The sequence below is a fragment of the Luteolibacter sp. AS25 genome (assembly GCF_046736275.1).
GTDB lineage: Bacteria > Verrucomicrobiota > Verrucomicrobiia > Verrucomicrobiales > Akkermansiaceae > Luteolibacter.
Map to the genome: position 1 here is coordinate 508,464 of NZ_CP151837.1, position 13,573 is coordinate 522,036.

The following is a 13,573-nucleotide window of genomic DNA, read 5'->3' on the forward strand; positions in this document are numbered from 1 at the left end:
TGGCGATGAGTATTTCGTTTATGTCGAAATTGACTCATTTGGGGGGTCGGCCTTTTTTACGTATTCTATAGACCTGCGCCATGTCTGGGAGAGCTCATTGGAAAAGTTGTGGAGTCGTGCTGGCGCTGCTGTTGGTGCTGACGATCTGGATTCGTCTGAGCACTGCCGATTTGGCTGTTGCACGGAGTTTTTTTGATACGGCGGAAGGATGGAAATTCGCGCATCATCCAGCGCTGCGGACGGTTTATAATCTAGGGGTTTTGCCTGCGATTCTGGTGGGGATCGGGGCGTTGGGTGTCTTGCTGGCGGGGATCGGTCAGGAAAGGCTGGTGAAGTATCGGAAGGTATCCGCATATTTGGTCCTTTGCCTGGCATTGGGAGCCGGGGTGGTGACAAACTTGGTGCTGAAGAATAACTGGGGGCGGCCACGGCCCAGCCAGTTGGCAGAGTTCGGAGGTAGTTTCAGTTTCGAGCCGGTGGTCTGGATGGATTTTGCGAGTTCCGGGAAAAGTTTTCCCTGCGGACATGCGACCATGGGGTTCTTTTTCTTTGCGGTTGCTTTGGTTTTGCCTGCTGCCTGGAAGTGGCGAAGGTATGCGGTGGGCGGCTTCGGTTTTCTCCTGGGAGGTGCTTTGGGTTTTGCCCGCATCGCGCAGGGTGGTCATTTCCTCTCGGATGTGATATGGGCGGCAGCGGTGATGTGGTTTGTTTCGCTAGGGCTTTTCCATGCGATGGGTCTGCAGAAGAGTAGGTTGTATGTGCCGCGGGAAGGTTTCAAAAAGGTGCCGGCGATTGTGAACTGGGCTTGCCTGCCAATTTTGTTTCTGGGGATGTTCGCGGCTGCGCTTGGGACTCCATATGAGCGAAAAAACGAGGTTTACGGAATAGGGCATCACCTTGATGGAGGGGTGCCTCTGTATTTGAAGGTCGAGGCCGAGGGGGATGTGGTGTTTTTGAAGGGAGATGAGTTGATGGTGGATTCGGAGGCGGAGGGCTTCGGACTGCCGAAGAGTTCTCTGAAATACCGTCTGTCCGAGGAGGATGGCGTGCTGATTGTGAGGTCGATGCGGAAAGGATTTTTCACTGAGTTGAGATCGAAACTGATCGTGACTCTACCGAGGTCTGGAGAAGTGACATTTTTGAACGAAGGCGAGCTGCCGGATCTGCGGACAGTGGGAGTGGATGAAGCGGAGCCGCTGCTGGCGGTGGACTGACGAATTTGATCTCCCGGCTACAGGCAGAAAAAGCCCTCTAGCCGGGGTGGCTAGAGAGCTTAGTGTAGGGGGATGGTGGGAGAATTTTACGATAGCTTGCTTATGCTGCTTCTTGAGCCTGAATCATGACACCGGCGAGGGTGTTGTAGGTGATGGTCCAAGCTTCTTTGGTCTCGGGGGTGAAGGCTTCGCCAAGTCCTTTGTCCAAGGTGTCAAGTAGCGCGGCGCCGACGGTTTCATAGTGCTCAGGCTTTACGCCGTAGGTATTGTGGCGCTTGCCGAGGGCGGCCACTGCAGGAACGAGTTCTCCAAGATTATCCAGGCCTTTGACGGCGACTCCGATCATTTGCATTAGTTTTTTACCCTGCTCCTTCATATCAGAATTTGCGAAGAGGGGTTTGACGGAGGGGTCTAGCTCGAAAAGTTTCGAGTAGAACAGGCCTGCGGCGGTGTCGGCGATTGGGACGACTTGATCCCAAGTGGCTTGAACGAGATCTTTTTGATATTCTGTTAGTGGACTGCTCATGATGTTTTTATTTTTTGGTTATTTTGGAGTGGCTAGCATGTAGAGGACTGACTTGGTGACTTCCTCATCGGTGAGAGAGGGTGTTCCGCCGCGTGCGGGCATTTTGCCATCTTCACCGCGGAAGCCGTTGATGGCGTGTGAAATGAGGACAGTTTCTCCTTTTTGGGAGCGTTCCCTCCATTCGGAGGCTCGGGTAAGCGCTGGTGCTGATTCTTCACCTTCGTCATGGCAAATGGCGCATTCAGAGAGGTAGACCTTGCGGCCGGCGACGAGTTCAGGGTCGTCCGGGATCCAGTCCCACGGATGCGTCTCCGCAGGTTCCGGAGAAGAAGGGGCCTCCCCGACATCATGCCCATCTTTCTTACATGAGGGCATCAGGGAGATGAAAATGATGGCAGGGAGAAAGTGTTTCATAGGAAATCAGGATTTAGGGATTCGGATAACGACACCGCCCATGACGTCGCCTTTTTTAAATTCCGGGTAATCGGGCTGGCGGTTTGAGTGGTCGTTGTGGCATTCCCAGCACGCTGGCGCTACGGCGAGGTCGGGGTAGATACCGACGAAGTATTCCTTACCACCGAGGGTTTCGGATCCGGTCCATTTCTTACCGTAAAATTCGCTGGTGGGATCAGAGACGGCTTTGAGACCTTCCTCGACAGCTGGTGTCTTTTTCTTGGCGTTCTCCACATTCAGAGGCCAGGTGGACTGCAGGGAGTAGGAGAATTCGAAGGGTTTGTCCGAAGCGTCTACTTCTTCTGCTCCTTCGCGGAACATTTGGGCGGGGAGTAGAAGCGCCTTGTCCTCCTTCCATTCTTCGGAGGCTTTGATGACTTGATCTTCGTTTACTAGTCGGTTGACGATTTTGGAGGCGTAGATTTTCCGATCGGATTTGAGGACGACGTAAATGGCCTCGGCCATCATTTCGGCATCGTAGCCGCCTTTGGATTCCGCGCTGGTATTCTCTTCACTGCAGGACGCGAAAATCCCGGAGGTGACGGAAAGTGCCGGGATTGCGAGCCAGGTATGTTTTAATTTCATATATCTATTGTTTGTCTTTTGGTTTTGGGTTTTCTGAGAGGGAATCGAGGTATTCGCGGAGTTTGATAATGTTCTCATCACCCCGTGAAATGGCGCTTTCCACGGCCATATCGATCCCGCCGTGGTGTTTTGAAGGTGGAGCGCTGAAGTTGGCGGTGATGAGGTCGCGGTCTGCGAGGGAGTCCATAGAGAACTGCATGCCGTGGCATTGCATGCAGGTGTCCTTGAGCATTTTTTCGTTTGGGGTGAGATTTTGGTTTTGATTGTGATTGGCGGCAAAGCCGTCGCCTTGGCTGGTGGCGGGAAGGTGGCAGGTTGCACAGGAGACTCCGCTGCCGATGGGAGAAATGCCGGCGAGTTCGTTTTCCCAGAGTTTCGCGTGAGGTGAGCCTGCGTAGTTCTTGGTATGGTCGTCGTCGTGGCATTGGATGCATGCCTGTTGGGAAGCGAATTGACGGTCAACGCTGTGAGAGTCATGGCAGGAACTGCAGGAGAGGGATGCGTGTGCCGCATCTTTTTTCATGGGGGAACGGGCGGTTCCTGGAGTCATAGGGGAAAGTCCGGCGGCGAGACGCATTCCGTGTTTGCCTTTGAGGAATGTCTCGACCTCGTAGCTGTGGCAGGAGGAGCAGGAGGTGTGATCCGGTTGATCAACCCATGCTTTTTGTGTTTCCGCACCGCCATGGCATTCGGAGCAATTGATCCCGGCGGCGGCGTGCGAGCTGTGTTGCCACGAGTCTAGGATTTCCTGTTTTTTGGATTTCTCGGGAGGTGCGTCGGCTTGCTGCGGAGAGAGGGGGGCTCGAGCTTTGTTTCCATCGGCTAGCCAGTTGAGGAGTGGGGTAGTTGGTGAGATGGTTTGGGAGGGGAGGTTGGTGGGTTCTGCGTAGTGTTTGAGCAGATAGGTGGGGGCGAGTGCTTGGTTGTCGTGGTAGTTGTGGCAGCCGGTGGTGGCGCAGGTGTTGAAGGGGAGGTCTTTGTGTGAGTCGAGGTTCTCCAAAGTCATTTCGTGACAGTGCGCGCAGTAGTCGGCGGGGATGGTGGTTCCCATTTCGCCGGTGACTTTGGCATCGTGTTCGCGGTGGCAGGTGATGCACTGGAGTGCATCGATGTGCTGGAGGAAGATGTAGTTTTCTGGGTTCTTGAACTTTTTGGTGGGGTGGGAGTCTTGTGCGTCTTCAAGGTCTTCGCCGTGGCATTTGTTGCAGGATTCGTTGGAGACGCCTGAGGAGGTGAAGATGTTTTCGGCGAGTTCCTGGTCGTGACATTCGGAGCAGGCGAGTTCGATTTGGTAATGGCCGTGGGTGGTTTTCCCCGGGAGGATGGCCGATTTGTCATCGGCTTCTTTGAAAATAAAGCCGTAGTAGAGCCCGACTCCTGTTGAGAGGAGTAGCCACGCGCCGAAGGCGATGATCGTTTTGGAGGGGCGTATCACTATGATTCTAGTAGAGGTAAACGGAGAGGATGTGGAAAACGAGGAGGGCAGGGAGTGGCCAGAAGAAGACGAGGTGCGCGTAGGTAAGGATGGGGCGGATCCGGCGTGCTTTGAGGGCGATGGATGTGCTTCCTTTGCTTTCAATGGCCGAGACTATGCCGGCGATGGCGCCAAGGAGGTTCAGCGCAACAAAGGTGAGCATGAGCCAGAAGTTGAGGTTATCCCCGAAGCGGAAACCGGTGTGTGCGAAGAGAATGATAAGAGCGGTGACTCCAAAGGCGGAATGAAAGACCCGCCATTTTGCGAAGTGGCCGAAGCGGAACCATTTGAAGCGTTTCCGGAGGGAAAGGAGGAGGCCGATGAGGCAGGTGCCAAGAAGTGAGTAGCCGGAGATCTGTTTAATGAAATTATCGCGCCAGAGGATATCGACTGCGTACCACCAGGATTCCACGGACTTCGCCATGGCAGGTGGGGCTATAAAGATAGCGAGTAGTGTGGCGAGGAAAGCGATGGCGGAGACGCTGATGAGGGAGCGATAGGCGACTGGTTTCGGCGGGGCAGCGGTCGGATCGCAGAGCTGGTGGAGGAGGGGAAGGCAGGAGCCGCAGACGGTGGAGGCTCCGGTCTTCTGGGCGAGGGCGGATACTGATTTCCCGCATTCTGTCATGCAGGACATGAGTTCGCCTTTGCGGATGGACATGCAGTTGCAGACGATGCGAGAGTCCGGCCATTGCTCGATGGAAAGAGCAGCCTCTGCGGAGAGTTCACCTGTTTCTCTGAACGAGCTGATCTGTTTTTTTGAGAGCTTTGTTCCGCTGAGGTAGAGGTCCTGGACGACTCCTGAATCCAGCCACTGTCCGATGCCGAGTCCTCCTTGGATCGTGCCATGATTATCGGTGCAGATCATGCGGTAGGAGCTTCCACTGGAAAATTCGAGGACTTTTCCCTGCTGGAGCGGAGAGCCGATGGAGACCATGTCTGCTCCGGCCATTTTGAGACGACAGGAGAGGTCCGGGGGCGGTAGGCGGTCGACTTTTTTGCCAGCGAGCATTTTTGCCAGGTGGAGGGCCATGGCGTAGCCGGGCGCGGCAAGTCCGAAGATGCGACCGTGGAGCAGGGCAGCTTCACCGACGGCGAAAATGTCTTGGTCCGAAGAGGTTAGGAAATCATCGACAATGATGCCGCCGCGGACGCCGAGGTTGAGGCCAGATGTTTTGGCGAAATCGGTGTTTGGAGTGATTCCTGTAGCGAGGATGACGAGATCGGCTGTGGCGGCTGAACCGTCTTTGAAGGAGAGTTGAAGCTGACTGCCTTTTTGTGAAATAGCGGTGGTAGCTTTGTTGTGCTCGACGGTGATTCCTTTGGCTTGGACGGACTTGTGAAGGATGGAGGAGGCTGCAGCGTTTAGCTGCTGAGGCATGAGCAAATCCGAGCGTTCCATGACCGTGGCGTTTAGGCCTAGGTCTGTGACAGCTTGGGCCGCTTCCAATCCGAGTAGGCCGCCGCCGATGATGACGGCAGAGGATTTCCCGGCAGAGGAGGCGATGATTTGTTCAATATCCTGTAGGTCGCGGTAGACAAAAAGATTAGGCAGGGCTGCGCCATCAAATGGGGGAGGAATGAAGGCGCTGGAACCCGTAGCTATCACAAGTATTCCATAATGATAGATGTCACCCGAGGAGGTGGAGACAGTTTTCATTCCACGCTCGATGGAGGTAGCGGAAATTCCGGTATGCAGCTCAATTCCATTTTCCTCATACCAGTTGGCTGGACGGATGGTGAGCCTTGAGGGATCGCGGTGGTCTACCAGGGTAGTGAGGTTGATCCGGTCATAGGCGGGTGTTTTTTCTGCCCCGATGACGGTGATTTGGCAGGTGGTGTTGAGCTTTTCAGCGATGAGATACTCACAAAGCTTTTGGCCGACCATGCCGTTGCCAAGGATGAGGATCCTGGTTCCGGGGGTGGGAGGCTTGCGCCGCTCGGTGTGAGCGCTGGCCTTGATTGTGATCGGACTGATGCTCATCGGCTGCTTCCTTCTTCAGGAGCAGGGAGTTAGCATCGGATGTACCCCTAGCTATTTTCTGTAGAAACTGATAGTGAAAGTAAGTCCGGATCTTAATGAGTTATATTCATTAGCTGTGTTTCAGGGATTTTTTTAGAAGGATAGCCATGCATACTGCATTAATATCTCCCATAGATGATCTGATTATACTTTGCTGAAGCTTTCCATGAGTGAGTTGAGTTCCTGATGGGGGTCTTCCGATTCGTGGATGGTGGCGGAAATTTCTTCGAGAAGGATTGCCCGGTAGCGTTTGCGGAGTCGGTGGACAGCGACGCGTAGGGCGGTGGATGTCATTCCGATTTCGGCGGCGGCCTGTTCATGGAATTTCCCCCTTGGGGGTCGTGAAGAATTGTTGAACGTTGGCGAGTGCCTTGGCCTCACGATCGAAGCCTGGGGAATTTCCGAAAGATCCTCGGGGGCGGGCGGGGTGAAGCCGTTGCTCGGTTCTCCGATAAAAGTTTCTACAGGGTCACTTTATTTGAGAAGCTTCGCAGGAAACGTTACACGTTTTCTGGAAAAAAGGCATCGAGTGCCTCGACGGTGCCGTGTCCGTGATCGGCGATGGTGATCATGCTTTGCTGGCGGGCGGCGATGACGGCGCGGATCGCTTCTACGGCGTTGGCCGGGCAGGCGGCGAAGCCGGAGTGTTGATCGGAGAGCATCTCGATATCGTTGTGACTGTCTCCCATGGCGAATGTTTGTGAGGTATCGAGCTCATAAAGGCGGGCCATTTCACTGAGGGTGGTGCCTTTTTGGTAATTTTTGTGGCCGAAGCGGAGGTAAATGGAGTTTCGCTGCCAGCCCAGATCCGGGATATCGGTGATGAGTGGTGTGATGTGCGAGACGATCCACTCCATTTCTTCTTCTGTTCTTGAGATAAGGCCGGCGGGCTCGCCATCGATTTCGATATATTGTGCTCCGGTGTGCTCTTCGATCTCGCTTCGGATGAGTTTGAGCGTTTTGCGGGCTTTTTTGAAAAGCTTGGCAATGTCCTTTTCGCAGCGGGCGTTCCAATCGTTGTGTGGAAGGAAGCGTCCGAAATTATTCGGGAAGAAAATTTCCCGCTCGCGGGCGATGACCCAGTCGGGAAGGAAGGGGAAATTGCTTTCAATCAGACCTTCAATGACCTGGGGCATGGAGCGGCCGGTATTGATTCCCCAGACCGCGTTTCTGGTTTCACGCAAGCGGCGGATGGTTTCGAAGAAAGTGAGGGGGACCGGTTCTTTTTCGGCGGGATTGTGCAGGGTGCCGTCGAAATCGAAGGACAGAAGTAGTTCGGGCTTGTTCGGGCAGGCGTCCAGAGTTCTCACGCGGACAGGCTACTAGTGAATCTGGAATGAGCAAGTTTCCCCTTGGTTTTCAGGGATCGGTTACTTGGTGAGCTCTTCCCTCCACTTCGGTTGGTTTGTGGGCGGTAGGTTGGGAGGGGTATTAGCGGTTTTGTCACGGAGCTTAGTGAAAATGAGCATGTTGAAGAAATGCATTCCTCCGAGCACAAGTAAGACGACCCCAATTTTTGCACTCAGTGCTTCGATGATGTCTGTGGTATTTTCCACTCTTTGGTCGATTTTTAGAAATAGAACAACGAAGCCGATATTCACGAGATAGAAGCCCACGAGAAGCAGGTGGTTGATGCTGTCGGCGAGTTCTTCGTTACCCTTGAAGCAGCTCAGGAGAAACACTCTTCCGTTCTTGTGTAGGGCTCGTGCTACCCAGATCGTTACTGGGATGGCGATGGTAAGATATATGAGGTAAGTGGTGGTCGTGTGATTCAAAATTTTTCCTTTCGGAAATACAACACTTTCAGTAAAAAATGAAAACAAGATAAATCGATGTGGTGAGGTTTCTAAATCGCGGATTCGGGAGGGGGAGCCCCGATGTTGAGAGAGTGAACGGATAACGTCGCAGGGTTGGGAATTTATATTTTCCTGAGAAAATACACGGGCTGCTTGACCGGGTATTGCGGTGGGGCGTAGTTTTGCGCGATTTCGACTGCCTAATTTATGAATATCCACGAATACCAAGCGAAGGAGCTTTTCGATCGTTTCCAAGTGCCAAGCCCGATCGGGAAAGTGGCTGGAACCCCTGAGGAGGCGGCTGCGGCTGCAAAAGAATTTGCCGGCGCAAAGCTGGTGATCAAAGCACAGGTTCACGCAGGTGGCCGTGGAAAAGGCCATTTCAAGAATGGTTTCCAAGGTGGTGTGCATCTGATCGATAGCCCGGAGCAAGCCGCGGAGTTTGCCGGGAAAATGCTCAACGAGACTCTGGTAACGATCCAAACAGGCGACGCTGGACGCCTTGTCCGTAAGGTGATGATCGCAGAAGCGGTCGATATCACCCACGAATACTACCTCGCGATCCTTATGGACCGCGATACATGTGCACCAGTGATCGTTGCTTCCACAGAAGGTGGAATGAGCATCGAAGATGTGGCTCACGATAGTCCGGAGAAAATTTTCCGTCAGGTCGTTCATCCGCTTCTGGGTCTTCAGGGTTACGAAATCCGCAAGATTTCCGCAGAGCTCGGCCTCAGTGGTGATATTGCCAAGCAGTTCGGCAAGCTTCTGAAAAATCTCTACAAGCTCTTCATTGACTGCGATTGCTCAATGCTAGAGATCAATCCCCTGGTTACTACTCCGGACGGCCGCGTGCTGGCTCTGGATGCGAAGTTCGGATTCGATGACAACGCTCTTTACCGACATCCGGATATTGTCGCAATGCGTGACAAAGAGGAGGAAGACCCACGTGAAGTGGCAGCTTCCGAATACGATCTCAACTACATCGGCCTGGACGGAAATATCGCCTGCCTCGTGAATGGTGCGGGTCTCGCGATGGCGACGATGGACATCATCAAGCACTTCGGTGGCGATCCTGCAAACTTCCTCGACGTAGGCGGCGGCGCCTCCAAGGAGCAGGTAACGGCAGCATTCAAAATCATTCTTAGTGACCCGAATGTAAAAGGCATCCTGATCAATATCTTCGGTGGTATCATGGACTGCAACGTGATCGCGGAAGGTGTGGTCGCTGCAGCCAAGGAAACGGGTCTTCCGATTCCTCTCGTTGTCCGCCTGGAAGGAAACAATGTGGAAGCAGGCAAGGCGACTCTCGCTGCCTCCGGAATCGATATCGTAGCGGCCGACGATATGGCCGACGGTGCTGCAAAAATCGTGAAAGCAGTTGGCTAACTCCGAAACGAAACCAAATTTTAACGAACTACTCTCATGGCTATTCTCATTGACGAAAATACAAAGATCCTCGTGCAAGGTATCACCGGCAGCTTCGGTGGCAGGCACGCTCAACTCTCACTCGACTACGGCACGAAGCTCGTTGCCGGTGTGACTCCTGGAAAAGGCGGTCAAAAATTCAGCGACACAGTGCCGATTTTCGACACAGTTTCCCAAGCGGTAAATGAAACCGGAGCATCTGCTTCCGCGATTTTCGTTCCGCCTCCGTTCGCTGCGGACGCGATCCTCGAAGCGATGGATGCTGGCGTGGAACTCATCGTTTGTATCACCGAAGGCATTCCAGTGATGGACATGATGCGGGTGAAATCAGCGCTGAAAGATTCCAAGTCACGCCTCGTGGGCCCGAACTGCCCGGGAATCGTGACTCCAGGCCTTGGTGAAAAGAGTCACGGAGGCTGCCGTATCGGTATCGCCCCTGGCTACATCCACAAGCGCGGCAACGTGGGCGTTGTTTCCCGCTCCGGAACTCTTACATATGAGGCTGTATTCCAGCTCACGCAAATGGGCTACGGTCAGAGCACTTGCGTAGGAATCGGTGGTGACCCGATCAACGGGACCAACCACCTTGACGTGTTGAAGATGTTCAACGACGACGACGAAACTGAAGCGATCATCATGATCGGTGAAATCGGTGGTAATGCCGAAGCTGAAGCTGCACGTTGGGCGAAGGATAACTGTAAGAAGCCAATCGCTGGCTTTATCGCCGGTGCCACAGCGCCTCCGGGCCGCCGCATGGGCCACGCCGGTGCGATTGTGGGTGGCGAGGACGATACGGCTGAAGCGAAGAAAAAGATTCTCGCTGAATGCGGAATCGGTGTTGCCGAGACTCCAAGCGACATGGCGAAAACGCTCATGGAAGTCTGGGGTAAATAAGTTTTACCGCTGAACTTTACGAAATAAAAAAGCTGCGGGAGACCGCAGCTTTTTTGTTGTCTGATTTTTCGGCTGACCGGAGATCAGTGGCTCGCGTTGTGAATGGCGATCAGTTTTATGAGATGATCCTCGATGAATTCCAATGGGATCTGGTTTGGGCCATCCGAGAGCGCATTTTCCGGATCCGAATGGACTTCCATGAATAGGCCGTCCACTCCTGTGGCAACGGCTGCGCGTGCAAGGACCGGTGCGAGAATTCCATCGCCGCCTGTTGCACCACCGAGGCCGCCCGGGCGTTGGACGGAGTGAGTAGCATCAAAAATAACCGGGATACCTTCCTGTCGCATGATGTAGAGGGAGCGCATATCAACGACCAGGTTGTTATAGCCGAAGGTGGTTCCGCGTTCGGTGATGAGGAAGCTTTCGCAGCCGAATTTCCGCATTTTGTCCGCGATGTTCACTGTATCTAGGGGTGCGAGGAATTGGCCCTTTTTTACGTTCACCGCGCGCCCTGTTTTTGCTGCAGCTTCGAGGAGATCCGTCTGGCGGCAAAGGAATGCGGGGATCTGGAGAAGGTCGATGTATTCAGCGGCGATTTCCGCATGCTCGGCGGTGTGGATATCCGTGGTTACAGGAACTTTGAGCTCCTTGGAAATTTCACTGAGGATGCGGCAGCCTTCCTGGATGCCCGGTCCGCGGAAGGAGCCGGCGGATGTGCGGTTCGCCTTGTCGAAGGATGCCTTGAAAATGAAAGGAATGTTCGTGCGATCGGCAATTTCCTTGAGGGAACGCGCCATGTCCCAGGCGAATTCCTCGTTTTCAAGTGCACAAGGGCCGAGGATGAAAAATGGAAGCGAGCCGCCGACCGGGACGTTTGCGATCTGGAATGGAGAGAAGGATTTCATGTTGTGGTGTTATTCTGAGTCGTTCAGTGCGTTTCTGTATAGTGGAATGAGATTTTTCAGCGCAGCGGTGAGGAGATTTTCCTCCGCTTCTGTAAGGTTGCCGGTGGTTTTTGTGGAAAGCATGCCGAGTGAATCGATCACGGTTTTCGCCGCTCTCAGATTCACGCTCTTCTCTCCAGTCTGCGGATTTGGTAGCTGGCCGAGGAAAAGCCCGGCGTTTTGGGCTTGGAGGAGTATGAAATCGTTGAAGCGGGGATCGGCCTCGGGCGTGTTTGACATGGCGTGATTTTCAATTTGTAGGGCGTTTGGTCAACTGCTGATGAGCAAAGGATGAAGGGGATGAAGCTTGACGAGCTTTGGCGCTGGTTCCTACCTTTGCCAAGCAATGGAGTCGCGGTGATTCCATTTATTTATCCGAACCTAAAAATTTACTCTCTGTGGACCTCCAAGAAATCCGACGCATCGTGGAATTGATGAATGAGCATGGGCTCACACATTTCGATCTCTCCAAAAAGGACTTCCATCTCAAGCTGAAAAAGGGAGCGGATTTAGATGAAATCAGCAATCTTCTTTCAAAACTGCCTTCCGGCGCACCTCAGGCAGCACCAGCAGCACTCCCGCAGGCGGCAGCATCAGCTGATGCAGGGCCAGTAGCTCCGGCAGCCGAAGGCGCTGAAATCACATCGCCAATGGTTGGCACATTCTATCGCAAGCCGGCTCCGGATGCGCCGGACTTTGTGGAAGTTGGCACAACTGTTTCCGAAGGTCAGACACTCTGCATCATCGAGGCGATGAAAGTTATGAACGAGATCAAGGCGGAACGCTCGGGTACCATCTGTGCCCTCGTGGCTGAGGATGCGAATCCGGTTCAGTTCGGAGACGTTCTTTTCCGCATCAAATAACCCCCGTTTCCTTCCGTAATGTTTAAGAAACTCTTGGTAGCGAACCGTGGAGAAATCGCACTTCGAATCATCCGTGCATGTCGCGAACTGGGCGTTCAGTCAGTAGCGGTTTATTCAGAGGCTGATGTGGACTCCATGCACGTGCAGCTTGCCGATGAGGCTGTCTGCATCGGGCCTGGTCCCAGTAAAGACAGTTATCTGAAGCCTGATCGTATCATCGCAGCCGCAGAAATTACCGGCGCCGAGGCGATTCACCCTGGTTACGGATTCCTCTCCGAAAACTCCCGTTTCGCTGATATCTGCGAGTCTTCCGGCATTGTTTTTGTAGGTCCTTCCGCCGAGGTTATCCGTACGATGGGTGACAAGGCTACCGCCCGTGAAAGTGCGGTTAAGAACGGAGTTCCGATCACTCCGGGATCCGATCTGATGGAGAACGAGGACGCCGCTTATAAAAAGGCGCTAGAAATCGGCCTTCCTGTAATGATCAAAGCTACTGCCGGGGGCGGTGGCCGGGGTATGCGCCCATGTTTCAAGGAGGAGGAATTCAGATCGCTGTTCAAAGCTGCCTCGAACGAAGCGCAGGCTGCCTTCGGCAATGGTGATTGCTACCTTGAGAAGCTGGTTCTCAATCCACACCATATCGAGTTCCAGATCATTGCGGATTCCCATGGGAATTTCATTCATCTCGGTGAGCGCGACTGCTCCATGCAGCGCCGGAATCAGAAAATCATCGAGGAGTGCCCGTCACCCCTTATTTCCGAAGATCTCCGCCAGAGAATGGGTGATGCTTCCGTAGCCCTGATCAAGGCGATCGACTACCGCAACGCGGGAACCATCGAGTACCTTGTGGATGAGGCTGGTGAAAACTTCTACTTCATGGAAATGAATACAAGAATTCAGGTGGAGCATCCGGTGACTGAAGAGGTCATGGGCTGTGAGCTCATCAAGGAGCAAATCCGCGTAGCTGCCGGCGAACCGCTTTCCTGCCATGTTCTGAATGCAAATCCTCGTGGACACTCCATCGAGTGCCGCATCAATGCAGAGGATCCATACAACAAGTTCATGCCTAGCCCGGGGACAATTTCCCTCTGGTATGCACCGGGTGGAAAAGGTGTTCGAGTGGATACTCACGTGTATTCCGGTTATTCCGTGCCGCCATATTATGATTCCATGATCGCAAAGCTCATCGTAACCGGTGCGACCCGCGAAATCGCCATCGCCCGCATGAAGCGTGCGCTCGGTGAGTTCATGATCAAGGGCATCAAAACTACGATTCCTTTCCAACTGGAGATCCTCAATCATCCGGACTTTGTCGAAGGTAAATACGACATCGGCTGGGTTGGCAGATTCCTCGAAGAAAAAGGTCTCTAGGA

15 protein-coding genes are annotated in these 13,573 nt (G+C 53.7%); 5 read left to right on the forward strand and 10 right to left on the reverse strand.

The window, feature by feature from the left end:
- The first annotated feature begins 80 nt into the window (after positions 1-80).
- Positions 81-1,214, forward strand: coding sequence for a phosphatase PAP2 family protein (locus tag AAGA79_RS02415; protein ID WP_411827184.1), 1,134 nt, complete (start codon positions 81-83; stop codon positions 1,212-1,214).
- 100 nt (positions 1,215-1,314) lie between these two features.
- Here the strand turns inward: AAGA79_RS02415 and AAGA79_RS02420 are convergent, their stop codons facing one another.
- The 8 genes from AAGA79_RS02420 to AAGA79_RS02455 all read right to left on the reverse strand — a co-directional run bounded on the left by AAGA79_RS02420 (position 1,315) and on the right by AAGA79_RS02455 (position 8,050).
- Positions 1,315-1,740, reverse strand: coding sequence for a globin family protein (locus AAGA79_RS02420; protein ID WP_411827185.1), 426 nt, complete (start codon positions 1,738-1,740; stop codon positions 1,315-1,317).
- Positions 1,741-1,758: 18 nt separating this feature from the next.
- On the reverse strand, positions 1,759-2,154 hold the full coding sequence (locus AAGA79_RS02425) for a c-type cytochrome (RefSeq protein ID WP_411827186.1): 396 nt from the start codon (positions 2,152-2,154) through the stop codon (positions 1,759-1,761).
- Between the two features lie 6 nt (positions 2,155-2,160).
- Positions 2,161-2,778: a DUF3365 domain-containing protein gene (locus AAGA79_RS02430; protein ID WP_411827187.1), complete on the reverse strand. Its 618-nt coding sequence runs from the start codon at positions 2,776-2,778 to the stop codon at positions 2,161-2,163.
- Positions 2,779-2,782: 4 nt separating this feature from the next.
- Positions 2,783-4,213 carry a cytochrome c3 family protein gene (locus AAGA79_RS02435; RefSeq protein ID WP_411827188.1) on the reverse strand — a complete coding sequence of 477 codons (1,431 nt, stop codon included), beginning with the start codon at positions 4,211-4,213 and terminating at the stop codon, positions 2,783-2,785.
- Between the two features lie 7 nt (positions 4,214-4,220).
- Positions 4,221-6,236, reverse strand: coding sequence for an FAD-dependent oxidoreductase (locus AAGA79_RS02440; protein ID WP_411827189.1), 2,016 nt, complete (start codon positions 6,234-6,236; stop codon positions 4,221-4,223).
- Positions 6,237-6,419: 183 nt separating this feature from the next.
- A complete protein-coding gene (locus tag AAGA79_RS02445) occupies positions 6,420-6,569 on the reverse strand; it encodes a hypothetical protein (protein ID WP_411827190.1) in 150 nt (49 codons plus the stop codon).
- A 206-nt stretch (positions 6,570-6,775) separates the two neighbouring features.
- Positions 6,776-7,585, reverse strand: coding sequence for an HAD family hydrolase (locus tag AAGA79_RS02450; protein ID WP_411827191.1), 810 nt, complete (start codon positions 7,583-7,585; stop codon positions 6,776-6,778).
- Positions 7,586-7,645: 60 nt separating this feature from the next.
- Positions 7,646-8,050: a hypothetical protein gene (locus AAGA79_RS02455; RefSeq protein WP_411827192.1), complete on the reverse strand. Its 405-nt coding sequence runs from the start codon at positions 8,048-8,050 to the stop codon at positions 7,646-7,648.
- A 228-nt stretch (positions 8,051-8,278) separates the two neighbouring features.
- Here AAGA79_RS02455 and sucC point away from each other — a divergent pair, with 228 nt between their 5' ends.
- Both sucC and sucD read left to right on the forward strand, forming a co-directional pair.
- Complete coding sequence (gene sucC, locus AAGA79_RS02460; protein ID WP_411827193.1) at positions 8,279-9,460, forward strand: ADP-forming succinate--CoA ligase subunit beta; 1,182 nt, start codon at positions 8,279-8,281, stop codon at positions 9,458-9,460.
- A 36-nt stretch (positions 9,461-9,496) separates the two neighbouring features.
- Positions 9,497-10,393, forward strand: a complete 897-nt coding sequence (gene sucD, locus AAGA79_RS02465; RefSeq protein WP_411827194.1) for a succinate--CoA ligase subunit alpha — start codon at positions 9,497-9,499, stop codon at positions 10,391-10,393.
- Positions 10,394-10,476: 83 nt separating this feature from the next.
- On the opposite strand, the gene kdsA is transcribed toward sucD, so the two are convergent.
- Together kdsA and AAGA79_RS02475 are read right to left on the reverse strand one after the other, a co-directional pair.
- Positions 10,477-11,298: a 3-deoxy-8-phosphooctulonate synthase gene (kdsA, locus tag AAGA79_RS02470; RefSeq protein WP_411827195.1), complete on the reverse strand. Its 822-nt coding sequence runs from the start codon at positions 11,296-11,298 to the stop codon at positions 10,477-10,479.
- 9 nt (positions 11,299-11,307) lie between these two features.
- Positions 11,308-11,577, reverse strand: a complete 270-nt coding sequence (locus tag AAGA79_RS02475) for a DUF1844 domain-containing protein (RefSeq protein WP_411827196.1) — start codon at positions 11,575-11,577, stop codon at positions 11,308-11,310.
- A gap of 158 nt (positions 11,578-11,735) precedes the next feature.
- On the opposite strand from AAGA79_RS02475, the gene accB reads away from it, so the two are divergent.
- Positions 11,736-12,200, forward strand: a complete 465-nt coding sequence (gene accB / locus AAGA79_RS02480; RefSeq protein WP_411827197.1) for an acetyl-CoA carboxylase biotin carboxyl carrier protein — start codon at positions 11,736-11,738, stop codon at positions 12,198-12,200.
- A gap of 18 nt (positions 12,201-12,218) precedes the next feature.
- Positions 12,219-13,571 carry an acetyl-CoA carboxylase biotin carboxylase subunit gene (gene accC, locus AAGA79_RS02485; RefSeq protein ID WP_411827198.1) on the forward strand — a complete coding sequence of 451 codons (1,353 nt, stop codon included), beginning with the start codon at positions 12,219-12,221 and terminating at the stop codon, positions 13,569-13,571.
- Positions 13,572-13,573 lie beyond the last annotated feature (2 nt).

Bases quoted from the DNA above. Each gene is read 5' to 3' on its own strand.
- AAGA79_RS02445 (WP_411827190.1), bottom strand. From the start codon at position 6,569: ATGACATCCACCGCCCTACGCGTCGCTGTCCACCGACTCCGCAAACGC.
- sucD (WP_411827194.1), top strand. From the start codon at position 9,497: ATGGCTATTCTCATTGACGAAAATACAAAGATCCTCGTGCAAGGTATC.
- AAGA79_RS02475 (WP_411827196.1), bottom strand. From the start codon at position 11,577: ATGTCAAACACGCCCGAGGCCGATCCCCGCTTCAACGATTTCATACTC.
- accC (WP_411827198.1), top strand. From the start codon at position 12,219: ATGTTTAAGAAACTCTTGGTAGCGAACCGTGGAGAAATCGCACTTCGA.
- AAGA79_RS02425 (WP_411827186.1), bottom strand. From the start codon at position 2,154: ATGAAACACTTTCTCCCTGCCATCATTTTCATCTCCCTGATGCCCTCA.
- AAGA79_RS02440 (WP_411827189.1), bottom strand. From the start codon at position 6,236: ATGAGCATCAGTCCGATCACAATCAAGGCCAGCGCTCACACCGAGCGG.
- AAGA79_RS02420 (WP_411827185.1), bottom strand. From the start codon at position 1,740: ATGAGCAGTCCACTAACAGAATATCAAAAAGATCTCGTTCAAGCCACT.
- AAGA79_RS02415 (WP_411827184.1), top strand. From the start codon at position 81: ATGTCTGGGAGAGCTCATTGGAAAAGTTGTGGAGTCGTGCTGGCGCTG.
- kdsA (WP_411827195.1), bottom strand. From the start codon at position 11,298: ATGAAATCCTTCTCTCCATTCCAGATCGCAAACGTCCCGGTCGGCGGC.
- AAGA79_RS02430 (WP_411827187.1), bottom strand. From the start codon at position 2,778: ATGAAATTAAAACATACCTGGCTCGCAATCCCGGCACTTTCCGTCACC.
- sucC (WP_411827193.1), top strand. From the start codon at position 8,279: ATGAATATCCACGAATACCAAGCGAAGGAGCTTTTCGATCGTTTCCAA.